Annotated in this window: 23 protein-coding genes; 6 read left to right on the top strand and 17 right to left on the bottom strand. The window is 73.9% G+C overall.

Annotated elements, in window-relative coordinates; all coding sequences use genetic code 11:
* Positions 1-39 precede the first annotated feature (39 nt).
* Both dnaJ and hrcA read right to left on the bottom strand, forming a co-directional pair.
* Positions 40-1,185 (bottom strand): molecular chaperone DnaJ, encoded by a 1,146-nt coding sequence (dnaJ, locus tag ACGF5G_RS31075; RefSeq protein WP_393269445.1) that lies wholly within the window; start codon positions 1,183-1,185, stop codon positions 40-42.
* Between the two features lie 73 nt (positions 1,186-1,258).
* Positions 1,259-2,281 carry a heat-inducible transcriptional repressor HrcA gene (gene hrcA / locus ACGF5G_RS31070; RefSeq protein ID WP_393269349.1) on the bottom strand — a complete coding sequence of 341 codons (1,023 nt, stop codon included), beginning with the start codon at positions 2,279-2,281 and terminating at the stop codon, positions 1,259-1,261.
* Positions 2,282-2,525: 244 nt separating this feature from the next.
* Between hrcA and ACGF5G_RS31065 the strand changes: the two genes are divergently transcribed.
* Complete coding sequence (locus ACGF5G_RS31065; RefSeq protein ID WP_393269346.1) at positions 2,526-3,188, top strand: DUF4870 domain-containing protein; 663 nt, start codon at positions 2,526-2,528, stop codon at positions 3,186-3,188.
* A gap of 125 nt (positions 3,189-3,313) precedes the next feature.
* Here ACGF5G_RS31065 and hemW read toward each other — a convergent pair whose 3' ends face one another.
* Positions 3,314-4,537 (bottom strand): radical SAM family heme chaperone HemW, encoded by a 1,224-nt coding sequence (hemW, locus tag ACGF5G_RS31060; RefSeq protein WP_393269442.1) that lies wholly within the window; start codon positions 4,535-4,537, stop codon positions 3,314-3,316.
* 19 nt (positions 4,538-4,556) lie between these two features.
* Here hemW and ACGF5G_RS31055 point away from each other — a divergent pair, with 19 nt between their 5' ends.
* The 3 genes from ACGF5G_RS31055 (at position 4,557) to ACGF5G_RS31045 (ending at position 7,580) form a co-directional block, all read left to right on the top strand.
* Positions 4,557-5,360 (top strand): enoyl-CoA hydratase family protein, encoded by an 804-nt coding sequence (locus ACGF5G_RS31055; protein ID WP_393269343.1) that lies wholly within the window; start codon positions 4,557-4,559, stop codon positions 5,358-5,360.
* A 235-nt stretch (positions 5,361-5,595) separates the two neighbouring features.
* A complete protein-coding gene (locus tag ACGF5G_RS31050; protein WP_393269340.1) occupies positions 5,596-6,456 on the top strand; it encodes a hypothetical protein in 861 nt (286 codons plus the stop codon).
* 188 nt (positions 6,457-6,644) lie between these two features.
* A complete protein-coding gene (locus ACGF5G_RS31045; protein WP_350710905.1) occupies positions 6,645-7,580 on the top strand; it encodes a phytanoyl-CoA dioxygenase family protein in 936 nt (311 codons plus the stop codon).
* A 153-nt stretch (positions 7,581-7,733) separates the two neighbouring features.
* Here ACGF5G_RS31045 and ACGF5G_RS31040 read toward each other — a convergent pair whose 3' ends face one another.
* The 8 genes from ACGF5G_RS31040 to ACGF5G_RS31005 all read right to left on the bottom strand — a co-directional run bounded on the left by ACGF5G_RS31040 (position 7,734) and on the right by ACGF5G_RS31005 (position 15,636).
* Entirely contained in the window at positions 7,734-8,375 is a 642-nt protein-coding gene (locus ACGF5G_RS31040; protein ID WP_393269337.1) for an MOSC domain-containing protein, read from the bottom strand.
* Between the two features lie 102 nt (positions 8,376-8,477).
* The gene (locus ACGF5G_RS31035) at positions 8,478-9,308 is read right to left on the bottom strand and encodes a carbohydrate ABC transporter permease (protein WP_357704552.1); all 831 of its coding nucleotides are present in this window, start codon (positions 9,306-9,308) and stop codon (positions 8,478-8,480) included.
* A 23-nt stretch (positions 9,309-9,331) separates the two neighbouring features.
* Positions 9,332-10,318 (bottom strand): carbohydrate ABC transporter permease, encoded by a 987-nt coding sequence (locus tag ACGF5G_RS31030; protein WP_393269334.1) that lies wholly within the window; start codon positions 10,316-10,318, stop codon positions 9,332-9,334.
* Positions 10,315-11,604 carry a sugar ABC transporter substrate-binding protein gene (locus ACGF5G_RS31025; protein ID WP_393269331.1) on the bottom strand — a complete coding sequence of 430 codons (1,290 nt, stop codon included), beginning with the start codon at positions 11,602-11,604 and terminating at the stop codon, positions 10,315-10,317. Before ACGF5G_RS31025 ends, ACGF5G_RS31030 begins: the two co-directional genes overlap by 4 nt.
* A 215-nt stretch (positions 11,605-11,819) precedes the next feature.
* Positions 11,820-12,107, bottom strand: coding sequence for a GlsB/YeaQ/YmgE family stress response membrane protein (locus ACGF5G_RS31020; protein WP_091104043.1), 288 nt, complete (start codon positions 12,105-12,107; stop codon positions 11,820-11,822).
* A gap of 317 nt (positions 12,108-12,424) precedes the next feature.
* Positions 12,425-12,712 carry a GlsB/YeaQ/YmgE family stress response membrane protein gene (locus ACGF5G_RS31015; RefSeq protein ID WP_393269328.1) on the bottom strand — a complete coding sequence of 96 codons (288 nt, stop codon included), beginning with the start codon at positions 12,710-12,712 and terminating at the stop codon, positions 12,425-12,427.
* A gap of 331 nt (positions 12,713-13,043) precedes the next feature.
* Positions 13,044-14,921, bottom strand: a complete 1,878-nt coding sequence (gene lepA / locus ACGF5G_RS31010) for a translation elongation factor 4 (protein WP_393269325.1) — start codon at positions 14,919-14,921, stop codon at positions 13,044-13,046.
* Between the two features lie 178 nt (positions 14,922-15,099).
* Positions 15,100-15,636: a DUF4240 domain-containing protein gene (locus tag ACGF5G_RS31005; RefSeq protein WP_393269322.1), complete on the bottom strand. Its 537-nt coding sequence runs from the start codon at positions 15,634-15,636 to the stop codon at positions 15,100-15,102.
* Positions 15,637-15,727: 91 nt separating this feature from the next.
* On the opposite strand from ACGF5G_RS31005, the gene ACGF5G_RS31000 reads away from it, so the two are divergent.
* Both ACGF5G_RS31000 and rpsT read left to right on the top strand, forming a co-directional pair.
* Positions 15,728-16,729 (top strand): phosphotransferase family protein, encoded by a 1,002-nt coding sequence (locus ACGF5G_RS31000; protein ID WP_393269319.1) that lies wholly within the window; start codon positions 15,728-15,730, stop codon positions 16,727-16,729.
* 295 nt (positions 16,730-17,024) lie between these two features.
* Positions 17,025-17,291 (top strand): 30S ribosomal protein S20, encoded by a 267-nt coding sequence (gene rpsT, locus ACGF5G_RS30995; RefSeq protein WP_091104033.1) that lies wholly within the window; start codon positions 17,025-17,027, stop codon positions 17,289-17,291.
* A gap of 126 nt (positions 17,292-17,417) precedes the next feature.
* Here rpsT and ACGF5G_RS30990 read toward each other — a convergent pair whose 3' ends face one another.
* The 6 genes from ACGF5G_RS30990 to ACGF5G_RS30965 all read right to left on the bottom strand — a co-directional run bounded on the left by ACGF5G_RS30990 (position 17,418) and on the right by ACGF5G_RS30965 (position 24,225).
* A complete protein-coding gene (locus ACGF5G_RS30990; protein ID WP_393269316.1) occupies positions 17,418-17,858 on the bottom strand; it encodes a hypothetical protein in 441 nt (146 codons plus the stop codon).
* Positions 17,855-18,835, bottom strand: coding sequence for a DNA polymerase III subunit delta (gene holA / locus ACGF5G_RS30985; protein ID WP_393269440.1), 981 nt, complete (start codon positions 18,833-18,835; stop codon positions 17,855-17,857). The genes ACGF5G_RS30990 and holA overlap by 4 nt, the downstream gene beginning before the upstream one ends.
* A gap of 123 nt (positions 18,836-18,958) precedes the next feature.
* Positions 18,959-21,364 carry a ComEC/Rec2 family competence protein gene (locus ACGF5G_RS30980; protein ID WP_393269438.1) on the bottom strand — a complete coding sequence of 802 codons (2,406 nt, stop codon included), beginning with the start codon at positions 21,362-21,364 and terminating at the stop codon, positions 18,959-18,961.
* Positions 21,365-21,405: 41 nt separating this feature from the next.
* A complete protein-coding gene (locus ACGF5G_RS30975; protein ID WP_393269313.1) occupies positions 21,406-22,359 on the bottom strand; it encodes a helix-hairpin-helix domain-containing protein in 954 nt (317 codons plus the stop codon).
* A 125-nt stretch (positions 22,360-22,484) separates the two neighbouring features.
* Positions 22,485-23,252: an SDR family NAD(P)-dependent oxidoreductase gene (locus ACGF5G_RS30970; protein WP_393269310.1), complete on the bottom strand. Its 768-nt coding sequence runs from the start codon at positions 23,250-23,252 to the stop codon at positions 22,485-22,487.
* 115 nt (positions 23,253-23,367) lie between these two features.
* Positions 23,368-24,225 (bottom strand): DegV family protein, encoded by an 858-nt coding sequence (locus ACGF5G_RS30965; RefSeq protein ID WP_393269307.1) that lies wholly within the window; start codon positions 24,223-24,225, stop codon positions 23,368-23,370.
* Position 24,226 lies beyond the last annotated feature (1 nt).

The following is a 24,226-nucleotide window of genomic DNA, read 5'->3' as shown; positions in this document are numbered from 1 at the left end:
CCGGGCCGCCGCGGAGCGCGGCGGCCCGGGGCGTGCGGGTCAGGCGTGGCCGTTGAAGGCGTCGCGCATCCGGGAGAAGAAGCCGCCCTGCTTGGTCAGCTCGGCGACCTCCTCGCCCCGGGTCTTGGCGAAGTCGCGCAGCATCCGCTCCTGGTCGGCGTCGAGCTTCGTCGGGGTGCGCACGTCGAGGTGGACGTAGAGGTCGCCCCGGCCGGTGCCGCGCAGGTGCGGCACGCCCCGGGCGCGCAGCCGCAGCGTGCTGCTCGGCTGGGTGCCGGCCTTGACGTCGACCGTCTCCTCGCTGTCCAGCGTCTTGATGGTCAGCCGGGTGCCGAGGGCGGCGGCGGTCATCGGCACGGTGACCCGGCAGTGCAGGTCGTCGCCCTTGCGGGAGTAGACGTCGTGCGGCCGCTCGTGGATCTCGACGTAGAGGTCGCCGGCGGTGCCGCCGCCCGGGCCGACCTCGCCCTGCTGGGCCAGCCGGATGCGCATGCCGTCCTCGACCCCGGCGGGGATCTTGACGGTCAGCGAACGCCGGGTGCGGACGCGGCCGTCGCCGGCGCACGTCGGGCAGGGGTGCGGGATGGTGGTGCCGTAGCCCTGGCAGACGGTGCAGGGGCGGGCGGAGACCACCTGACCGAGGAAGGTGCGCTGCACCGACTGCACCTCGCCCCGGCCGCCGCACGCCTCGCAGGTGGCCAGGTGGGTGCCGGCCGCGGTGCCGGCGCCGGAGCAGGTGGTGCAGAGTACGGCGGTGTCGACGGTGATCGGCGCCTCGACGCCGAACGCGGTCTCGTTCAGGTCCAGCTCCAGCCGCAGGATCGCGTCGGCGCCCGGCCGGGTCCGCGGTCGCGGGCCCCGCGACCCGCCGGCCGCGCCGCCGAAGAACGCGTCCATGATGTCCTGGAAGCCGACGAACGGGCCGGCGCCGCCGGGACCGCCCGGGCCGCCCGCGCCGCCGCCGCCCGGGGCGAGCGGGTCGCCGCCCAGGTCGACGATCTGCCGTTTCCGGTCGTCCGAGAGGACCTCGTACGCGGCGTTGATGTCCTTGAACTTCTCCTGTGCCTCCGGGTCCGGATTGACGTCCGGATGGAACTGCCGCGCCAGCTTTCGGTAGGCACGCTTGATCTCGTCGTCGGAGGCTTCCCGGCTCACCCCGAGAATGCCGTAGTAGTCCCTGGCCACTGCGTTCCGTGTCCTCATGTTCGTCTCGCGTTGCGCCGGTCGTCGGCCGGAGCCGGCCGTCGGCCCTGACTGGTCAGTTCTGGGCCAGCAGCTCGCCCACGTAGCGTGCCACGGCCCTCACCGTGGCGATGGTGCCGGGGTAGTCCATCCGGGTCGGCCCGAGCACGCCGAGCCCGCCCACGATCGTCGCGCCCGGCCCGTAGCCGGTGCTGACCACCGAGGCGGCGCGCAGGTTGTCGATCTCGTTCTCGTCGCCGATCAGCACCCGGGTCGTGCTCGGCTCCGCCTCGCCGATGAGCTTGAGCAGCACGACCTCCTCCTCCAGCGCCTCCAGGATGGGGCGCAGCGAGCCCTGGAAGTCGAGCAGGCCGCCGCGGGTGAGGTTGGCCGTGCCGGCCAGCGCGATCCGCTCCTCGTGCCGCTCGACCAGCGTCTCCAGCAGCACGGTGGAGAGGGTGGTCATGGCCGGCCGCAGGTGCGGCACCGACTCCTCGACCAGCGCCTGCACCAGCGGCGGGGTCTCGGACAGCCGGGTGCCGACCAGCTTCTCGTTGACCAGCCGGCGCAGGTCCGTGACGTCGTCGGCGGGGATCGGCCCGGGCAGCTCGACCAACCGCTGCTCGACCCGGCCGGTGTCGGCGATCATGACCAGCATCAGCCGGGTCGTGGAGATCGGCACCAGCTCCAGGTGGCGGACGGAGGAACGGGCCAGGCTCGGGTACTGCACCACGGCGACCTGCCGGGTCAGCTGCGCCAGCAGCCGTACGGTGCGGTGCACCACGTCGTCGAGGTCGACCGCGCCGACCAGGAAGCGCTCGATCGCGCGGCGCTCGGCCGGGCTGAGCGGCTTGACCCTGGACAGCCGGTCCACGAAGAGCCGGTAGCCGCGGTCGGTGGGCACCCGGCCGGCGCTGGTGTGCGGCTGGCGGATGTAGCCTTCCTCCTCCAGCACGGCCATGTCGTTGCGGACGGTCGCCGGGGAGACCCCGAGCTGGTGCCGCTCGACCAGCGCCTTGCTGCCGACGGGCTCCTGCGTGGCGACGTAGTCCTCGACGATCGCGCGCAGCACGGCGAGCTTGCGGTCGTCGAGACCCATCGTTCCCCACCTCCTGTCGCACGTCGGACCCCCGCGCCCCGAGGGGCGGGCGGGTTGCTGGCACTCGCTGCGGACGAGTGCCAGTCTACGTCGGCGCGCCCGCCGACGCGATGATCAACCTGGGACGGCGATCCGACCGGCGCCACCCGGCCCGTGGCGGCGGCGGCGCCAGAGCCGATCATCCGGACATCCCGGTCGGAGTCGCTCTGGTGCGGCCTTGCCCGCGGCCCCTACCGTGACGTCCATGACTGAACCACCTCGCCCTCCCGGAGCGGGGGACCCCGGCGACCGGCCGGACCCGGCCGCTCCGTCGGGGGTTCCCGGGCCGGCCGGCTCCGACGAACCCACCGCACCACTGTCCGGGGCACCGGGCCCGGGCGGCTATCCCCCGCCCGGTGGCTATCCGCCGCCCACCGGTGACCAACCGCCGTCGGGCGGCTACCCTCCGCCGGGTGGCTACCCGCCGCCCGGTGGCTATCCCCCGCCGGGCGGCTACCCCCCGCCGGGGGTCGGCTATCCGACCGGCGGCGGCTACGGCGCGCCCACCGGCGGCTACGCCAACAACGAGGACAAGAACTGGGCCCTGATCGCCCACTTCGGCGGCGCGGCCGGGGTGATCGTCGGCGGTGGCCTGCTCGGCTGGGTCGCACCGCTCATCGCGCTGATGGCCAGGGGACAACAGTCGCCGACCGTCCGGGCGCACGCCGTCGCGGCGCTGAACTTCCAGATCACCTGGGCGATCGTGGGCGTGCTGAGCTGGGTGCTCACCCTGATCACCTGCGGGATCCTGTTCTTCGTCCCGATGCTCGTCTGGCTGGTGCCGCTGATCTTCGGGATCGTCGCCGGGGTCAAGGCCAACGAGGGCGTGCTCTACCGCTACCCGATGGCCTACAGCTTCACCAGGTGAGCCGGGCCGGCCGCTCCCCCGGCCGGACCGGCCACGCGCCGCCACACGGCGTGGGCCTCTCCGGCCGCGCCGCCACACGGCGTGGCATCCCCGCCCGCGCCGCCGCACGGCGGGGCCTCCGCACCTCAGGGCAGCAGGTCGCGGACGACCGCGTCGGCGAGCAGCCGCCCCCGCAGGGTCAGCACGGCCCGGCCCGCCGCGTGGTCGGGGCCGGCCAGCAGGCCGTCGGCGAGCGCCCGCTCGGCGCCGGCCCGGCCCGCGTCGTCGAGGGCGTCCAGCGGCAGCCCGGAGGCGAGCCGCAGCCGGAGCATGACGTCCTCCATGTGCGCCTCGTCGGCGGTGAGCACCTCCCGGGCCAGGCCGGGCGACTCGCCGCCGGCCAGCCGCTTCGCGTACGTCGTGGGATGCTTCACGTTCCACCAGCGCACGCCGCCGACGTGGCTGTGCGCCCCCGGGCCGAGGCCCCACCAGTCGGCGCCGGTCCAGTAGAGCAGGTTGTGCCGGCACCGGGCCGCGTCGCCGCGGGCCCAGTTCGACACCTCGTACCAGGAGAAACCGGCCGCGTCGAGGGCGGCCTCCGCGGCCAGGTAGCGGTCCGCGGCGACGTCGTCGGAGGGGTACGCCAGCTCGCCGCGCCGCATCCGGGCGGCGAGCCGGGTGCCGTCCTCCACGATCAGGGCGTACGCGCTGACGTGGTCCACCCCGGCGGCGACGACCTGGTCGAGGGAGGCGGCGAAGTCGTCCTCGCTCTCCCCCGGCGTGCCGTAGATGAGGTCGAGGTTGACGTGCTCGAACCCGGCGTCGCGGGCCTCCCTGGCGGCGGCGGTGGCCCGGCCGGCGCTGTGCGTGCGGTCGAGGATCGCCAGCACCCCCGGCGCGGCGGACTGCATGCCCAGCGAGATCCGGGTGTAGCCGGCTGCCCGCAGGGCCCGCAGGGACTCCGGGGTCACCGACTCCGGGTTGGCCTCGGTGGTCACCTCGGCGTCGGGCGCGAGCCCCCAGGTGCGGTCGATGCCGTCGAGGATCCGGGCCAGGTCGTCGGCGGGAAGCAGGGTCGGGGTGCCGCCGCCGACGAAGACCGTGTCGACCCGGGGCGGCGGGGCGTCGCCCAGCACCCGGCCGGCGAGCGCCAGCTCGGCCAGCACGGTGTCGGCGTACCCCTCCCGGCTCGCCCCGCCGCCCAGCTCGGCCGCGGTGTACGTGTTGAAGTCGCAGTAGCCGCAACGGCTGGCGCAGAACGGGACGTGCACGTACACGCCGAAGCCGCGCGCGCCGACCGCGCGGGTGGCGGCGGCGGGCAGCGAGCCGTCGACGGGGACGGTTTCGCCTTCTGGAAGGACGCCGGGCATGGCCACTAGTGTGCCCGGCATGACCTCTCCCGACGTGCTCGTGCGGGCCGCCACGGCCCGTGGGGTGACCACCCTCACCCTGGACAGCCCGCACAACCGCAACGCGCTCTCCACACCGCTGATGACCCAGCTGCTGGCCGGCCTGGCCGAGGCGGTCGCCGACGAGGCCGTCCGCGTGGTCGTGCTGGACCACACCGGGCCGGTCTTCTGCTCGGGCGCGGATCTCAAGGAGACCGCCGCCGCGTACGCCAGCGGGAGCGTGCCGGCCGGGATGCTGGGTGACGTGCTCGCGGCGGTCTGGGAGTGCCCGAAGCCGGTGGTGGCGAGGGTGGCCGGCCCGGCGCGGGCCGGCGGGCTGGGCCTGATCGCGGCGGCCGACCTGGCGGTGTGCGCGCAGGAGGCGACGTTCGCCTTCACCGAGGTGCGGATCGGGGTGATCCCGGCGGTGATCTCCGCGACCGTGCTGCCCCGGCTGCACCCCCGCGCGGCGGCCGAGCTCTACCTGACCGGGGACACCTTCGACGGCCGGCGCGCCGCGGAGATCGGCCTGGTCACCGCCGCCGTGCCGGCCGACGGGCTGGACGCCGCCGTCGCCACCTACTGCGACTCGCTGGTCCGGGGTGCGCCGGGCGCGCTGGCCGGGGCGAAGCAACTGCTGCGCCGGCCGCCCGCGACCGACCTGCGGGAGGAGATCGCCGGGCTGTCCACCCTCTCGACCGGGTACTTCCTCTCGGAGGAGGGCCGCGAGGGCGTGCTGGCGTTCCGGGAGAAGCGACCGGCCCGCTGGGTTCCCGCCGCCGACGGGGACGCCGTCGACCGGTAGGCAGGCGGGGACGCCGTCGACCGACAGGCGGTAGGGGACGCCGTCGACCGCGTCCGTCGGGAGAGGTGAGGCCGCGCGGGAAACGGGAACATCCGGGCCCGCCCCCCGGGGCCGTTCGGCGCTCTCGGGCGGGCGCCGCCGGCCGGTGCCAACCTCGGCGGGCCGGCCGGAACCGGTCGGACGACCCCGGCGGGCACCACGGGGGACGTACGCTTGTCGGACTGTCGAACAGGGGGTGTGGGTGCGAACTCGGGCAGTCGTGGCGGGCGGCGTCGTCCTCGTCCTCGTCGCCGTGGTCGGAATCTGGCTCGTCATCCGGCAGGTGGGTGGGCAGCTGCGCCTGCCGCTGTCCAGCCGGACGTGCACGGTGCAGGCGGACGGCCGGGTGGCCCTGGACGCCGACCAGATGGCCAACGCGGCGACGATCGCGGCGATCGGCATCCAGCGGAAGATGCCCGAGCGGGCCGTCGTGGTGGCGCTGGCCACCGCGTACCAGGAATCCGGCCTGCGCAACCTCGCCGGGGGCGACCGCGACTCCGTGGGGCTGTTCCAGCAGCGCCCGAGCCAGGGCTGGGGCAGCCCGGAGGAGATCCGCGACCCCCGCTACGCGGCGAACCGGTTCTACGCCGCGCTGAAGAAGGTGCGCGGCTGGGAGCGGATGCGGGTCACCGACGCGGCGCAGAAGGTGCAGCGCTCCGCCTTCCCAGAGGCGTACCAGAAGTGGGCGGACGAGTCGGAGGTGCTGACGCGGGCCCTGCTCGGGCACGCCACCGGCGCGGTGGCCTGCACGGTGGGCCGCGACCCGGCGATGCGCGGGGCGGCCGCGGCGACCGCGCTGACCCGCGGGCTGTCGCTGGACTGGGGCCTGGCCGCCGCCACCACCGCGGCGGACCTGACCGGCCTCACGGTCCCCGCCGCCGACGAGCGTCGGGGCTGGCGGTACGCGCACTGGCTCGTCTCCCACGCGCACGACCACGGGGTGAAGCGGGTGCGCTTCGGCGGCCTGGAGTGGACGGCCCGCGACGGCACCTGGAACCAGGTCGGTGACGATGCGGCCGGCGACCGGGTGGTCGCCGAGGTCTTCGCCGAGGCGTAGGGACTCCCATCTCCTTACCGGCAGTCACCGCACAATCCGTCATTCCCGGACATAAGCCTCGGTGACCGCTTGCGGGGCTACGGATTGTAGCGGTTCAACTCCCCACAGTTCGGGCAACGGTCGTATATCACGCGGGGTAGTACCCCGCACCGGAACCAGCGCGTTACGATCGGCGGCCTGTGCCAGCAATGGTTTTCGCCCGATGGGGAGGGGACGTCGAGGTGTTCGACTACGGCGACCGGACCGGTTACGAACCGATCAGTGACACCGACCGCAAGGAGTTCCACGAGCAGGGCTTCCTCCTGCTGCGCAACGTCCTGACGGAGGACCACCGGGCGGCGCTGGAGGCGGCGGTCGACCGCGTCTACGCCGAGGAGAAGGCCAAGGGCAACACCACCAAGGACGGCACCCTGCACCTGCTGGGCTTCCTGGAGCGGGACGAGCTCTTCGGCGACCTGCTGACCCACCCGATCGCCTTCCCGTACATGTGGGGCCTCGCCGGCTGGAACATCTACACCCACCACAACCACCTGGACGTCACCCCGCCGGCGCTGGAGCCGGAGAAGCCGTACTGGGGCTGGCACCAGGACGGGTACCGGCAGAACTCCGACCCGGAGACGATGGACCCGAACCTTCCCCGGCCGATGTTCTCCCTCAAGGTGGCCTACGTGCTCTCCGACCTGTCGGAGAACGGCCGGGGCGCCACCAAGGTGATCCCGGGCAGCCACCTGTGGAACTCGCTGCCGCGCCCGGAGGACACCTCCGTGCACAACCCGGACCCGGAGGGCACGGTGGAGATCACCGCGAACCCCGGTGACGCCTTCATCTTCGACCGCCGCCAGTGGCACTCCCGGTCGACCAACCTGTCGACCATCACGCGCAAGATGCTCTTCGTCGGCTACACCTACCGGTGGATCCGCCCGCTGGACGAGCTGCACATCGACAAGGACGGCGAGTGGTGGGCCAACCGCACGCCGGTTCAGCGCCAGCTCTGCGGCGAGGGCACCCACACCGCCAACTACTGGGGCATCAACTGGGACGGCTACATCGACGACGAGATCCCGCTGCGCAAGGAGCTCAAGCAGCGCGGCCTGCTCGACCGCAGCATCCCCTGGCTCCGCTGAGCCGGTAACCCGGCTCCCGCCGAGGCGACACCGAACGGGCCCCTCCCCCACGGGACGGGGCCCGTTCCGCGTTCCCACGCCTCCGGCACCCGTACCGCCGACGAGGCGGCAGGTCAGCCGACGAGGCGGCAGGTCAGCCGACGAGGCGGCGGGTCAGCCGCGGCGGGCGAGGCGGCGGCGCACCTTCTCCTGGATCGGCTCGGGCAGTTCCGGCGCGTCGAGCAGCCGGGGCAGCAGGTCGGGCTCCAGGTTCAACGCCCGGAACACCTCGCCGATCGTCACCCCGTGCGCGGGCCGGTCGACCACCTCGACCGGGTCACCCGCGCCGACCTCGCCCTCGCGCAGCACCCGCAGGTACGCCCCGGGCTTCGCCCGCACCGTGAACCGCTTGATCAGGTCCGGTACGCCCCAGAAGCCGGCGAAGGTGGTGCACGGCGTCCGGGGCTTGGTCACCTGGAGCAGCGCCGACCCGATCGCCCACTGCTCGCCGATCACCGCTCCGGTCACGTCGACCGCGTACGTGGTCAGGTTCTCGCCGAACCCGCCGGGACTGATGGCGCGGCCCAGCTCGGTCGCCCACCAGCCGGCGTCCTCCTCGGCGTACGCGTAGACCGCCTGGTCCGGGCCGCCGTGGTGGGCGCGCTCGCCGATGAAGTCGCCGGCCACCCCGTCGGCGCGCAACAGCACGGGGCCGTCCACCGGCCGCTTGTCGATGCCGGTGCGCCCGCTCGCGTCGCCCGCCCACTCCGCCTCGGTCACACCGCCGAGGTTCACCGCTGCCAGCCTGCCCGTCATGGCGGTCAGCCTAGCCCGCCCCGCGGACGCGCCCGGAGGGGGCAAAAGAAGGGTCCCTGGTCAACGCGGTGCGTCGACCAGGGCCCCTTCCTCACGCGGGCGTCAGCCCTTGACGGCGCCGGCCACCAGGCCCGAGACCATCCGCCGCTGCACCAGCAGGAAGAAGATGATCACCGGCAGGGTGAACAGCGTGGAGGCGGCCATCACGGGGCCCCAGGCGGTGTCGTCGCGGCCGAAGAAGAACGTCATCGCGACCGGCAGGGTGTAGCTCTCCTGGTCGTTGATGAAGGTCAGGGCGAAGATCAGCTCGTTCCAGGCGGTGATGAACGAGAAGATGCTCGTCGCCACCAGGCCGGGGGCCACCAGCGGGAAGAGGACCTTCCGGAAGGTCTGCGCCCGGCTCGCCCCGTCGATGGCGGCGGCCTCCTCCAGCTCCTTCGGCACGGCGGCGACGAAGCCCCGCAGCATCCAGACCGCGAACGGCAGCGAGAAGCCGAGGTAGGTGAGGATCAGGCTGGGCAGGGTGTTGTAGAGCCCCAGCCGCTGGATCATCAGGAACAGCGGGATGACCAGCGCCTCCAGCGGGATCATCTGCACCACCAGCAGCATGATCAGGAAGGTGGTCCGCAGCTTGAACCGGAACCGGGCCACGGCGGTCGCGGCGAGCAGCGCGACCAGGCCGCTGAGCAGCACTGTGGAGACCGCGACCAGCGCGCTGTTGAGGAAGAAGTCGGCGAAGGTCACGCCCGGGATCAGGTTGCCGGTGAGGATCTGCCGGTAGTGCTCCAGCGTCGGCTCGGACGGCACCGGCCGGGGCGTGGACGAGAAGATCTCCGAACTCGGCTTCAGCGAGGTGGCGATCATCCAGTAGACCGGGAACGCCGCGAAGAGCGCGACCAGCAGCCCCGCGCCGTTGAGGGCGATCCTCTTCACGCCTGCACCGCCTCCGCGTCGCGTCACGCGTCCTCCTCCTGCTTGAGCACCATGCGGACGTAGAGGCCGGTCACCACCAGCAGGATCAGGGTGAGGATCACCGCGATCGCCGCGCCGAGGCCGTACTTGGGCGGGGGCGAGAACGCCTCCGCGTACGAGTAGATGGAGAGCATGAACGTCGGCCGGTCCTGCGTGCCGCCGGCCAGCACGAACTGCTGGGTGAAGACCTTGAAGTCCCAGATGGTGGAGAGCACGATCAGGATCCCGAACACCGGCCGCAGCAGCGGGAAGGTGATCTTCCAGAACACCCTCCACGGCCCGGCGCCGTCGACCCGCGCCGCCTCGTGCAGCTCGCTCGGCACGCTCTTCAGCCCGGCCAGCACGCTCACCGCGATGAACGGGAACGAGTGCCAGACCACCACCAGGGTCAGGATCGAGAAGAACAACAGGGGCGAGTTGAACCAGCCGTACCCGGTCCAGTCGCTGCGCCCGAAGAGGCTCTGCGAAAGCCCGTCGGGCAGCGCGTTGAACAGCCAGGTGACCAGGCCACTGGTGTCGTCGAAGATCCACTTCCAGACGATCGTGCCGGTCAGCGCCGGGGTGGCCCAGGCGAGCATCACGCAACTGGCGACGAAGGTGGCCATCCGCTTGCCGAGCCGGTTGAGCAGCAGCCCGACCAGGGTGCCCAGGATCATGGTGAGCACGACGTTGGCGGCGGCGAAGAGGACGGTGTTGCGCAGCACCGTCAGGAAGAACGGGTCGCCGAGGATCTCGGCGTAGTTGCCGAACCCCACCCACGGCCACTCGCGGTCACCGCGTAGCTGGCGGACGTTGTTGAGCTGGTGGAAGGACATCACCACCACCTGGCCTAGCGGCCAGAGCAGCAGCACGCCGATGATCACCAGGCAGGGCAGGAGCAGCAGGTAGGGCAGGCGGTCCACCCGGCGGCGCCGCCGCGCGGGGGTCTCCCGCGCGGCGGCCGCCTCCGGCGCCTCGGTCAGCGTGGTCACTTGGCGTTGAGGATGCTTTCCATCTCCGCGGCCGCGTCGGCGGTAGCCTTCTCGACCGTCTTCTGACCCTTCATGACCGAGCTGTTCATCGCCTGGGTCACCGTCTTGGTGCGGCTGACCTCCACCCACTTCGGGGTGAGCGGCGTGAGCTTGGTGTTCTGCATCGTGGTGGCGAACGCCGCCATGATCTTGTCGCTGGCGTACTTGTCGCCACCGACCAGGTCCTTGTAGACCGGGAAGAAGCCGAGGCTGTCGGCGAAGGCCTGGTCGTTCTTCTTGCTCAGCAGCACGGTCAGGTAGTCCCACGCGAGGCTCTGCCGCTCGCTGTCCTTCCAGATCGCGATGTCGGAGCCGCCGGCGAAGCCGGGCGCGGCCTTGCCGTCCGGGCCGGGGATCGGGAACGTGCCCCAGACCTTCTCGATCTCCGGGTTGTCCTTCTTGATGGCGCCCTGCTGCCAGCTGCCGCCGAAGGCCATCGCCGCGTTGCCGGTGGCGAACTGGGTCCGGGCGTCGATCTCGTTCCAGCCCGCGGCGGCCGGCGGCGCCACCTTGTGCACCGTCACCAGGTCGGTCCAGAACTTGACGGCCTTCTGCGCCTCCGGCGTGGTGTAGCCGGACTTCCAGGTGTCGCCCTGCTGCGTGGCGATCTCGGCGCCCGCGCCCCAGAGGAACGAGTAGAACGGCAGCTCGGAGTTGCCCGGCAGGGCGATGCCGTACTTGCCCGGCTTCTTGGCCTGCACGGCCTTGGCGGCGGCCACCAGCTCGTCCCAGTTCGTCGGCGGCTTCACGCCCGCCTCGGCGAACCAGTCGGTGCGGTAGTACATCGCCCGGACGCCGGCGTACCACGGCACGCCGTACTGCTTGCCGTCGAGCTGCGCGTTCTTCACCAGGTCGGGGAGGATGTCCTTGCCCTCGGCCCAGCCGTTCATCTTGTCGGTGACGTCGGCCAGCGCCTCCTGCGCCGCCCAGCCCTGGGTCTCGGTGTTGCCCAGCTCGGTGACGTCCGGCCCCTCACCGCCGGCGAGGGCGGCCTGGAACTTCTTCGGCGCCTCGAGCCAGGGGATGTACTGGACCACGACGTCGGTGTCCGGGTGCTTCTGCCGGAACTCGGCCTCGACGCCGTCGAGGAACTTGGTCTGGGCCTCGCTTCCCTCGCCCATCATCCAGACCGTCAGCTTGCTGTTGTCTGCGGCCTTCTCGTCATCGGAGCCACCGCAGCCGGCCAGCACCATCGCGGCCGAGGCCACGACGGCGGTGACCGGGGCCAGCCGCTTCCACCTGTTCACGCCATATCTCCCTCGCGCCACTTGGCACTAACCTTCTCCGCCGCACCTTAGTAGGAAAAAATCCTTTACGACAGTGGGCGGTTCGGCGGAAGAGAGGCGACGGTACCGCAGGGCAGGATCCTGCGGGGGTCGGCACCGGGGCGAATCCGGTCGTACCCACGCGAACGGGCGCCCGACCTGCCGGTCGAACGCCCGTCGAGTTCAGGCTGTGATTGTTACCGGTGGGTGACGCTGCGGCGACGGCCCACGCCGGCGACCAGCGCCACGGCGATGGCGGCCAGCACGACCTGGACCAGCAGCTCCCCCCAGTCGATACCGGCGGTCTCGGTGGCGATGCCCATCGCCCGAGCCAGGACGGTGCCCAGCAGCGCGGCGCCGACACCGATCAGCATGTGCAGCCACATCGGCATGTTCTGGCGGCCCGGCACGAGCAGGCGACCCAGAGCGCCGACGATCAGACCAACGATGAGCGCAGTGATGATGCCCCAAACGGTGAGCTCCACGTCGCCCTCCTTCGGATGAAAGAAATGAGTTCCACGATCTGTGGTGTTCCTGTCGTGACCGATAGGTTCCCTGCCCGCCACAGCCCCAAACCGGCTTTCCGGGACACCGGGTGGCCCGCCCGCCCAGACGGGACGCCGACCGCGAAAAAGGGCCGGGCGGCGCCCGCCCCGGAATGCGGAGTCCGGACACGCTCACGCGGGCCATGCCCCGCCGGTCGGCCCGCCCGGGGGCGTCCGGGAGGCCGACCGGACCGTCGGCGGACGCGGAACGGGCGCCCGACCCGGTGGTCGGACGCCCGTCGAACGCGGTGCGGGGGTTACCGGTGGGTGACGCTGTGGCGACGACCCACGCCGGCGACCAGCGCCACGGCGATGGCGGCCAGCACGACCTGGACCAGCAGCTCCCCCCAGTCGATACCGGCGGTCTCGGTGGCGATGCCCATCGCCCGAGCCAGGACGGTGCCCAGCAGCGCGGCGCCGACACCGATCAGCATGTGCAGCCACATCGGCATGTTCTGGCGGCCCGGCACGAGCAGGCGACCCAGAGCGCCGACGATCAGACCAACGATGAGCGCAGTGATGATGCCCCAAACGGTGAGCTCCACGTCGCCCTCCTTCTGCGAATAATCAATTCCACGGTCTGTGGTGTTCCTGTCGTGACCGCAATGTGCCCGAGTCGTGGAAAAGCCAAACCGGTTCGCACCCGGACAGGCGGCGTCGGCCGTCAATGGCGCGCCGCGGCGAATACCGCCGCGGAACCGTCCGCGCAGGTGGCGGCCCGTCCCGTCGCGGGCCGGCCCGTCCTCGGGGCGGGCCGCAGAAATTCTTCGGACGCGAACGGCCGACGCCCCGGCCCGGGCGGGACCACCGAGGTCCGCTGCCCGGCCGGGGCGCCGGCCGTCGTACGTCGTCATCCGCCGGCGGGCCGGCGGCGTGTCACTTCTTGCCGGGGGCCTTGCCGTCCCCGGAGTCGGACGAAAGCGCGGCGATGAAGGCCTCCTGGGGGACCTCCACGCGGCCCACCATCTTCATCCGCTTCTTGCCCTCCTTCTGCTTCTCCAGCAGCTTGCGCTTGCGGCTGATGTCACCGCCGTAGCACTTGGCGAGCACGTCCTTGCGGATCGCGCGGATGGTCTCCCGGGCGATCACGCGGCTGCCGATGGCCGCCTGGATCGGCACCTCGAACTGCTGGCGCGGGATCAGGTTGCGCAGCTTCGCCGCGATGGTGACCCCGTAGTTGTACGCCTTGTCCTTGTGCACGATCGCGCTGAACGCGTCCACCGGCTCGCCGTGCAGCAGGATGTCGACCTTGACCAGGTCGGACGACTGCTCGCCCGAGGGCTCGTAGTCCAGCGAGGCGTAGCCCTTGGTGCGGCTCTTCAACTGGTCGAAGAAGTCGAAGATGATCTCCGCGAGGGGCAGCGTGTAGCGCAGCTCCACCCGGTCGGCGGAGAGGTAGTCCATGCCGAGCAGGCTCCCCCGGCGGCCCTGGCAGAGCTCCATCACCGCGCCGACGTAGTCGTTCGGGGTGAGCACGGTGGCGCGCACGACCGGCTCGTACACCTCGGCGATCTTGCCCGTGGGGTACTCGCTCGGGTTCGTCACGACGATCTCCTGGCCGTCCTCCGTGATGGCCCGGTAGACCACGTTCGGCGCGGTCGAGATCAGGTCGAGGTTGTACTCGCGCTCCAGCCGCTCCCGGATGATCTCCAGGTGCAGCAGGCCGAGGAAGCCGCAGCGGAAGCCGAAGCCGAGCGCACCCGACGTCTCCGGCTCGTAGTCGAGCGCGGCGTCGTTGAGCTTGAGCTTGTCGAGCGCCTCGCGCAGGTTGGGGTAGTCGGAGCCGTCGATCGGGTAGAGGCCCGAGTAGACCATCGGCTTGGGGTCCTTGTAGCCGCCCAGGGCCTCGGTGGCCGGCCGGGAGTTGATGGTGACCGTGTCACCCACCCGGGACTGGCGGACGTCCTTCACGCCGGTGATCAGGTAACCCACCTCGCCGACGCCGAGCGCGTCGGCCTTCACCATCTCCGGCGAGATGACGCCGATCTCCAGCAGCTCGTGCACGGCGGCGGTGGACATCATCTTGATCCGGTCGCGCGCGCTGATCCGCCCGTCGATGACCCGGACGTAGGTGACCACGCCCCGGTAGACGTCGTAGACCGAGTCGAAGATCATCGCGCGGGCGGGCGCCTCGGCGTCGCCGACCGGGGGCTTGAACTGCCGGACGATCTCGTCGAGCAGGTACGGCACGCCCTCGCCGGTCTTGCCGGAGACCCTGATGCAGTCCGCCGGGTCGCCGCCGATCAGGCGCGCCAGCTCCTCGGCGTACTTCTCCGGCTGGGCGGCCGGCAGGTCGATCTTGTTGAGCACCGGGATGATGTGCAGGTCGTTCTCGAGCGCCAGGTAGAGGTTCGCCAGGGTCTGCGCCTCGATGCCCTGGGCGGCGTCGACCAGCAGGATCGCGCCCTCGCAGGCGGCCAGCGACCGGGACACCTCGTAGGTGAAGTCGACGTGGCCCGGAGTGTCGATCATGTTGAGCACGGCGGTCTCGCCGGCCCGGTCGCCCTCCCGGACGGTCCAGGGCATCCGGACGGCCTGGCTCTTGATCGTGATGCCGCGCTCGCGCTCGATGTCCATCCGGTCGAGGTACTGCGCACGCATCTGCCGGGGGTCGACCACGCCGGTGAGCTGCAGCATCCGGTCGGCCAGGGTCGACTTCCCGTGGTCGATGTGGGCGATGATGCAGAAGTTCCTGATGCGCGCCGGGTCGGTGGCACCAGGAGCGTTCGCGCCGGAATCGAGCGTCGGTGGCACAGCGGTCCGTTCTGGTCGGCTGACGTGAGCGGGCCGGCGCGACGCCGGCCCCCTCTATGCTCCCACGTCGCCGCCGCGCGCCCGCTGCGCGGGCGATCCCCGCCGCCGAGGATCACCCGCGGACCCCACGCCGGGCACGCCGGCGCACGGCGTCACCGCGCCGAGGCCCCGGCCGGCGTCACTCGGCAGGCGGCTCGACGAAGAGGGCGGCGAGCCGGGGCAACCGCCGCCTGGCCTCCTCCTCGTCGTCGAAGTCCCAGAAGTCGTTGAGGTCCGGCACCGGCGCCGGCTCCCGGTCCGCCGGCAGCTCGGTGGCGGTGGCCCTGCGGTAGGCGTCCCACGGCACCGCCAGCATCCCCTCTGCCGAGAACTCCTCGCCGCTGAGCGACGCCGCCCGCACCTGCGGCAGCCCGGCCAGCGAGTCCGGGTCGCCGACGGCGCGGGCGAAGACCTCGCGCCCCTGGGTCATCAGCCAGCCCCGGAAGTGGTGGAAGCCCTCGTCGGACACCCCGCCGTTGATCAGGTAGGCCGCACCCCAGAGGTCGGCCTTGTGCGAGGCCGACAGCACCCGGGCCTGGTGGCGGGCGTACCCGACGATGTCGTCCGGGTCGCGCTCGGCGAGCAGGGCGACGGCCCGCGCGGCGACCGCGTGCGGCTCTCCCCCGCCGCCCGCCCGGGCCCGGTCGATCAACTGCCAGAAGTCGTCGGTCCTCATGGCCTGGCAGTCTGGCAGACCGCGCCGCCCGTCCCGCCGCAGCGGGAACACCCCGACGGGTCGCGGCCCGCGTCACGGTTCACCGTGCCTCGTGCAGCATGGTGGCGTGCCCCCGACGTTCCCGCCCCCGGTGCCGTACCACGCCACCGCCCGCCGACCGGCGTGGGAGACGCTGCCCGCGGCCCTGCGCACCGCGATCGCCGTCCGGATCGGCGCCCCGGTGGTCGCCGCCCGCGTGGCCGGCGCCGGCTTCACCCGGGGCTTCGCCGCCGTCCTCACCACCGCCGCCGGGGACCGGGCCTTCGTCAAGGCCGCGTCCGCCGCCGAGCAACCGCGCCTGGTCGACTGGTACGCCCGGGAGGCCGCGATCCTCGACCGGCTCCCGGACGGCCTGCCGGCTCCCCGCCCCCGCTGGACGCTGTACGAGGCCGGCTGGTTCGCGCTCTGCCTGGACGCCGTCGACGGCCACACGCCCCGGCTGCCCTGGGAGCCGGCCGAGCTGACCGCCACCCTCGCCGGGTACGCCGAGGTCGCCGCCGCGCTGGCCGCGCCCCCGGCCCCGCTGGCGGCGCTCGGGCTGCCCCACCTCGCCGACCTGGCCCGCGAGGACATCCTCTGGTGGGGCGAGGTGGCCGCCGGCCGGGAGCCGTCGCCGCCGCTGCCCGAGCGGGTGCGCGACCGCCTGCCCGACCTGGTCGCGCTGGAGTCCCGCCTCCCCGGGTACGCCGCCGGGGCGAGTGGCCTGATCCACGGCGACCTCCGGCTGGACAACGTGCTGATCGACGGGACCGGCCGGGCCTGGCTCTGCGACTGGACCTGGCTCTGCCACGGTCCGGCCTGGTTCGACCTGGCCAGCCTGCTCCTCACCGCGTACGCCGGCGGCCTGGACGCCGACGCGCTCTTCGCCCGGCATCCGGCGGCGGCGGGCGCGCCCCCGGACGCGCTGGACGTCACGCTGGCCGCCCTGTCCGGCTACTTTCTCACCACGGCCGCCTCGGCGCCCGCGACGGCGTCGCCGCACCTGCCGGCGCACCAGCGGTGGAGCGGCGAGCAGTCACTCGCCTGGCTCGCCCGCCGGCAGGGCTGGGCCTGACCCCCTGTGCCCCCGGCCGGCACCGGGGCCTCTCCGCACGCGCCGGCCGACTCCCCGCCCTGGTGGGGCGTGCCCGACCGGCCCGTGCCCGACCGGCCCGTGCCCGACCGGCCCGTGCCCGACCGGCCCGTGCCCGACCGGCCCGTGCCCGACCGGGCACGCCCCACCAGGGCCTGGGCGGAGCCGTTTTGGCTCGTCCCGGGCGACCTGGTAACCTGGCTTTTCGCGCAGCGATGACGCATGCTCGTCGCGCGCAGAAGCAGACCAACCCGAGCTATCAAGACGAGGCTGTCGCGTGGCGAACATCAAGTCCCAGATCAAGCGCAACCGGCAGAACGAGAAGCGCCGGCTGCGTAACAAGTCGGTCAAGTCGTCGCTGAAGACCGCCGTCCGGAAGTTCCACGAGGCTGCGGAGGCTGGTGACGTCGAGAAGGCCACCATCCTCATGCGCGACGCCTCGCGCAAGCTGGACAAGGCAGTCAGCAAGGGCGTGATCCACTCGAACCAGGCCGCGAACCGCAAGTCCGCGATCGCCAAGCGCGTGGTGTCGCTCTCCGCCTGACGCGGCGACCTCAGACCTGACCGGAAGCCCCGGGCACTCCCCGGGGCTTCCGGCTGTCTGCCCCTTCTGCGTTCCGCACCGCCACCCGGCCGGGAGAACCCGGCCGGGCTTCCGGCGTGCCGAGGATCACGGCCGAGCGGACCGACCGGGCTCCGTCCCGTCACCGGCCGCCCGCGCCACCGGCTCGGCCGTGACGACCACGCCGGGCACGCTGTGCGTGATCCAGTCGACCCTGGCCCGCCCGACCACGGGCTGCATCTGCTGGCGGAAGCGGTCCCGCTCCTGCTCCGGCACGAGGGCCGCGGAGCGGACCACCCTGGCGGCCACCATGTCGTTGAGCTTCACCATCACCGCCACCGTCGCGGGCAGGATCAGCACCGCCCACCAGGTGACCAGCTCGGCGAGGGCGAGCAGCGCGGCGAGCGCGACGGCGCCCTCGAAGAAGAGGAAGCAGAGCACCCCGCCGGGGTTGACGACGCGCAGCCCGAGGACCCGGGCGTAGAGCGGCCGGTAGCGTTCCTCGTCGGCGGGGATCGTGGCCCACGAGCCGCGGAGGGCTCCGCTCACCGGGCGCCACCCTGCCGGGCGGCCGCGACCGAGAAGACGGCCCGCTCCAGCGCGTACGCCCGGTCGTCCGCCCCGCCCTTGACGGCCGCGTTGCACTCGGCGGCGGCCCGCATCGCCTCGACCAGGCCCTCGGGCGTCCATCCGCGCCCCTGGCGCTGCGCCCGCTCGATCTTCCACGCCGGCATGCCCAGGCTGCTCGCCAACTGGTAGGGGCTGCCCCGACCGGCGGACGCCACCCGGGCCACGGTGCGTACGCCGTCGGCGATCGCGTCGGCGATCGGCACGGGGTCGACCCCGACGTGCAGCGCCCAGCGCAGCGCCTCCAGGGCAGCCGGCACGTCGCCGACCATGGTGGCGTCGGCGACCGTGAAGCCGCTCACCTCGACCCGGCCCCGGTAGTAGCGGGCGACCGTGTCAGCGCCGATCCGGCCGTCGGTGTCGGCCATCAGCTGGGAACAGGCGGCGGCCAGCTCGCGCAGGTCGTTGCCGACCGCCGCGATGAGCGCCTCGGCGGCGTCGTCGGTGCACTTCCCGCCGGCACGGCGAATCTCGTCGCGGACGAACGCCACCCGGTCGCGGTGCCCCTTGAGCTTGGCCGCCGGCACGACCGTCGCGCCGGCCGCCTTCAGCCCGTCGGCGAACGCCTTGCCCTTGGCCCCGCCGAGGTGCAGCACGACGAGCTGCACCTCGGGGTCGGGGTTCTTCGCGTACGCCAGCAGGGCCGCCACCAGGTCCTTGCGGGCGTCCTGGCCGGCGCGGAGCACCAGCACCCGCCGCCCGCCGAAGAGGGAGGGGCTGAGCATCTCGGCGATCTCGCCGACGGTCAGGGCGCCGGCCTGGTACTCGCGGACGTCCACGTCGGGCTCGACACCGCGGGCCCGGGCAACGGCTTCGGTGACCGCGCGCGTGGCGAGCAGCTCCTCGTCGCCGAGGACGAGCAGAATGGGAGCGAGGCTGGCGGCGGTCACGCCGCCCATATTCGCACGGCCGGCGGCCCGATCCAGCCTGCTCATCCGCACTGTGACGGCAGAGCCCGCACTCAGTGCAAATCCAGACATTTATCTCAATACGTTGCCAAAGCCGAGAATCGACATCGACTCCTAGGGCTGCCGGCCCGGTGGGGTGCCGCGCGTCACGACCGCGAGGCCCGACCGGCCGAGCACCGCCGCCACGTCCCCGTCGGTGTCGGTACGCAGCACCCGCGCCCCGCCCCGGGCCAGCCGCCCCAGCACCGCCGGGTGCGGATGCCCGTACGTGTTGCCGGCCCCGACCGGCACCAGGGCGACCGCCGGGCGGACCGCGTCCAGGAAGGCCGGATCCTGGTAGGCGGAGCCGTGGTGCGCCACCTTCAGCACGTCGGCCCGCAGCCCGCCCGGCACGGCGCTGTCGAGCAGCGCCCGCTGCTCCTCGGTCTCGGCGTCGCCGGCGAGGAGGATCCGCACCCCGGCGACCGTGGCGAGCAGCACCAGCGAGTTGTTGTTCGGGTCCGACCGGGTGCCCCGAAGCGGGTGTGGCGGACCGACGACGACCAGGTCGAGCACGCCCTCCCGGTACCGCCAACCGGCCCGGCCGGCGACCACCTCGGTGGAGTGCGCCGCCGCCTCGGCGCGGACGAGGTCCCGCCCAGCCGCCGGCTCCGCCCACTGCGGAGCGAGCACGACGTCCACCGGCCTTCCCCGGAACACGCCCGCCACACCGCCCACGTGGTCGACGTGGAAGTGGCTGAGCACCAGCAGCGCGACCTCGCGTACGCCGAGCCGGCGCAGACAGCCGTCCGCCGCCGCCGGATCCGGCCCGGCGTCGACCACCACCGCCCGGCCCGGGGCGACCGGCAGCACGACGGTGTCGCCCTGGCCGACCGCGCAGGCGGCGACCACCCAGTTCGCCGGGGGCCAGCCGGGGGCCGCCAGCCGCACCGGCAGCGCGCCGGCCACCACCGCGACGACGACCACCGCCACCAGCCGGCGGACGACCGGGCGTCGGGCGGCCACCAGCAGCGCGACGGTCAGCCCGGCCAGCAGGAGGGCCCCGGGAACCCCGCCCGGCCACGGCAGCGTCCCGGCCGGCAGCCGCGCCCCGTGCCGCGCCACCGTGACCAGCCACCAGGCCGGCCAACTGGCCAGCCAGGCGAGGAACTCCGCCCCCGCGGGCCAGACGGGCGACACCGCCGCCGCCAGCACGCCGAGCACCGTGGCGGGCGCGATCGCCGGCACCGCGAGCAGGTTCGCCGGCACGGCGACCAGGCTCACCGTGCCCGAGATCCCGGCCACCACCGGGGCGCAGGCGAGCTGTGCGGCGGCCGGCACCGCCAGTGCCTCGGCGAACCCGGCCGGCACACCACGGCGGCGCAGCCCGTCGCGCCACCTCGGAGCGAGCAGCAGCAGGCCGCCGGTGGCCAGCACGGAGAGCGCGAAGCCGGCGTCACCGGCCAGTTCCGGGTCGAACAGCAACAGCACGGCCACGCCGGCGGAGAGCGCGGGCAGGGCCGCCCGGGGACGCCCGGCCGCCAGCGCGGCCAGCCCGATCGCGCCCATCGTGGCGGCCCGCACCACGCTCGGCGAGGGGCGGACCAGGATGACGAACCCCACCAGGGCCAGCCCGCAGAGCCCGGCGGCCAGCCAGGGGCCGGCCCGCACCCAACGGGCCAGCAGCAGCACGGCGCCGACGACGATGGCCACGTTGGAGCCGGAGACGGCGTTCAGGTGGGTCATGCCGGTGGCGAGGAAGTCCTCCTCCACCGTGGGCGGCAACCTGCTCGTGTCGCCGACGACCAGGCCGGGCAGCAGGCCGCCCTGCTCGTCGGGGAGCGGCGCGCAGGCGCGTTGCAGGCCGCCGCGGAGCGCCCCGGCCGCCCGCTGCGACGTCGGCGGCGCACCGTGCCGCTCCGGCGGGCCCGCCGCGCTCAGCACGGCGGCCGTCAGGTCCCCGCCGCGCGGGACGGCCAGCCTCCCCTCGGCGGTCAGCCGCTGCCCGGGCAGCAACCCCTTCCAGCCCGGGTCGGCGGCGAGGACCAGCACGCGGACCGGCGCGACGACCCGCCGCCCGTCCGGGCCGGTGACCCCGGTCAGCTCGCTCGGCACGAGCAGGGTGGCCGGCCGTCCGGCGACACCGCGCACGGGGCGGGGGTCGTCGCGGACGACCAGTTCGGCGGTGACGACGGCACGCTCCTCGACCAGTGCGCGTACCGGCCCGGCGTCGCGGAGGGACACCCGGGCGGCGGTCGCCGTCGCGCCGCAGACCACGCCGATCAGCACCGCGACGGCGATCCAGCCGTACCGCCGGACGGGGGCGGACGGCCGGCCGAGGACGCCGACGAGGTGGAGCCCGGCCAGGCCCGCCACCCCGGCGGCCACCGCCGCCAGCAACAGCGTCACGCCGGCAGTCAGGTGCAGCCCGGCCAGCGCGGCGAGCCAGGCCGCCACGGCCAGGCCGGCCAGCCGCAGGTCCGGCTCCTCCGCCGGCCGGTGCCCCGCAGCACCCGGCGTGCCGCCGGCGGCAGCCGTCACCGGCGACGGTCGCTCGGCCCGCGCCGGCGGTCCGCCCGCCGTCACACCGTCACCAGGTCCTTGAGCTGCTCGTACCGGGCGTCGCCGATGCCGTCGACCTGGCGCAGGTCGCCGACCGAGCGGAAGCCGCCCTGCTGGTCGCGGTGGGCGAGGATGCGCTGGGCGAGCACGGGACCCACTCCGGGCAGGGCGTCGAGCTGCGCGAGCGTCGCGGTGTTCAGGTTGAGCCGGCCGCCCGCGCCGGGCGCCGCTCCCGGCGCCCCGCCGGGCGGCCCGCCGGGCGGCCCGCCGGGCGGTGGTGCCGCGCCCGGCGCGGCGGCGACGCCGACCAGGATCAGCTCCCCGTCGGTGACCTTGCGGGCAGGGTTGAGCAGGGCCACGTCCACTCCGGGCAGAGCCCCGCCGGCCGCCTCGACCGCATCGGCGACCCGAGCGCCGGCCGGCACCCGGACCAGCCCGGGACGGCGTACCTTGCCGGCGACAGCGACCACCAGCTCGCCGGCGGGGGACGCCCCCGGCTCCACCGGCCCGGTCGCCGACACCACGGGCGGCTCGGCGGTGGCCACCGGCCGGACCGGCTCGGCCTGCGGTCGGGACCGCCAGGCCCAGAAGCCGGCCCCGAGCACCACCAGCACGGCGACGACGGCCAACGCCCGCACACCCCGCCGCCCGGGGTCGAACGCGCCCGGCCCCGGCAACCGGGAGGACGTCGCCGCCTCGGCCGTGGCCGCCGTGGCCTCGGGCGGCGGAGCGGGATCCGGCGGCGCCGTCCGCCCGGCCGGGGCCGGGGCGAGGGCCGGCGCCGACCGGACCGCCGCAGCGGTGCCGGGACCCGGCACCGGCCACGACTCCGGGTCGGTCCCGGCCGGTGCCGGCGGAGACCATCCGGTGTGCTCGGCGAACCGGGCCTCGCGCGCCGGCGTACCCGCCGAGGGCGGGCCCGTCACCAACCGGCGCAGCCGTTCCCGGACCACCGTCTCCTCGTCGTCTGACACGACGCGAGGCTAGGACCGCGATGGCCGTCCGGAGGGGGTCGCGAGGCCGGCTGTGGACGGCACGGCCCCCTGTGGACAACCGCCTGATCATGCCCAAGCTGTGCTAGGCCCCGGAAAGCCGCAGGTCAGCGCGCCTCCGGATCCGGACCGAAGACCGACCGTTCCCCGTCGACCGGCAGGGTCACCCCGTTGACGAAGCCCGCCACCGGCGACAGCAGGTACGCGACGGCCTCCGCCACCTCCTCCGGCCGGCCGATCCGCCCGACCGGGTGCAGCCGGATCAGCTCGGCGTCGATCCACTCCGCCGCGGCCGGCTCCTGCCCGGCCAGGAAGGCGGCGTGCCGTTCGGTGGCGATCGAGCCCAACGCCACGGTGTTGGTCCGGATGCCCCGTGGGCCGTACTCGACGGCCAGCGACCGGGTCAGCCCCTCGACGGCGGCCTTCGCGGTCGCGTACGGCAGGCAGCCGGGCACCGGCCGCCGAGCCTGGTGGGAGGAGACGTTCACGATTGCCCCGCCCGTGCCGGCCGCCAGGTAACGGCGCACCGCCGTCGCCGCACCGACCACGGCGGGACGCAGGTTGCACCCGATCAGGTCGAGCACCTCGTCGACCGGATCGGCGTGCAGCGAGGCGTCCCGGAACACCGCCGCGTTGTTGACCCAGCCGGTCAGCGGCCCGGTCTCCTCGGCGAGGTCGGCGGCCCGGGCGGCGACCCGCTCATCGCCGGCGTCACCGACGACCGCCGCCAGCCGGTCGGCGGCCGGGTGCGCGGTCAGCCAGGCCACCGCGTCGGGATCGTGCTCCACGACCACGACCGCGTTCCCCGCGCCGAGGAGCCGCTCCACGACGGCCCGGCCGACCCCGCGCCCGCCACCGGTCACCACACAGGACATCGCATCCTCCCCGATTCCGGCGGCGGCGCCGCCGGGCGCGCGTCGGGCCCCCGCTGCCCCGTCCGGTGGGGCAGCTCGACAGCGTCAGCGGGGCATGACCGTCGCGGGATCGACGTTAGTCGGTGGCGGGCCGCCGGTGCACGACCACGCAGGCCAGGCCCGGCCCGGCGTGCGCGGCGACCACCGCGCCCGCCTCCGAGACGTACGCGTGGTGCAGGCGGTCGCCCAGCCGGGCGGTCAGTGTCTCCAGCAGCGCCTCGGCCCGCTGTGGCGCGGCCAGGTGGTGCACGGCCAGGTCGACGTCGTCGTCGCCGGCCGCCTCGACGGCCAGGTCGACGAGCCGGGCCACGCCCCGGCTGGCGGTACGCACCTTGTCCCTGACGACGATCGCCCCGTCCGGCATGTGCATGATCGGCTTGACCGACAGCGCGGTGCCGAGCAGCGCCTCCGCGGCACCGATCCGGCCGCCCCGGCGCAGGAACTCCAGCGTGTCGACGTAGAACCAGATGCTGGTGCGGTCGACCGCCGCCAACGCGGCGTCGCGTACGCCCGCAAGGTCCCCGCCCCGCTCGGCCGCCGTGGCGGCGGCGACGGCCGGGAAGCCCAGGCCCATGCCGGTCGAGCGGCTGTCGACCACGGCGACCCGGTCGTCGAACTCGGCGGCGGCCAGCCGAGCGGCCTCCACCGTGCCGGAGAGCTCGGCCGACAGGTGCACCGAGACGATCCCGTCGGCGCCGGCGTCGAACAGGTCCCGGTACGTCCGCGCGAACTGCTCGGGGGCGGGGCGGGAGGTGGTCACCGAGACCCGCCGCCCGCCGAGCGCCCGGGTGGCGTCGGCCGGGGTGACCTCCACCCCCTCCAGCCCTTCCGCGCCGTTGAGCACGACGGTCAACGGCACCACTGTCAGCCGGCGGGCGTGCGGCAGCTCGGGCGGGAGGTAGGCGGTGGAGTCGGTGACGACCGCGACGGGCATG

It is taken from the genome of Micromonospora sp. NPDC047730 (assembly GCF_043204765.1).
Taxonomy (GTDB): domain Bacteria; phylum Actinomycetota; class Actinomycetes; order Mycobacteriales; family Micromonosporaceae; genus Micromonospora.
Note: the sequence above shows the minus strand (reverse complement) of the source record. Positions and strands in the feature narration are given on the sequence as shown.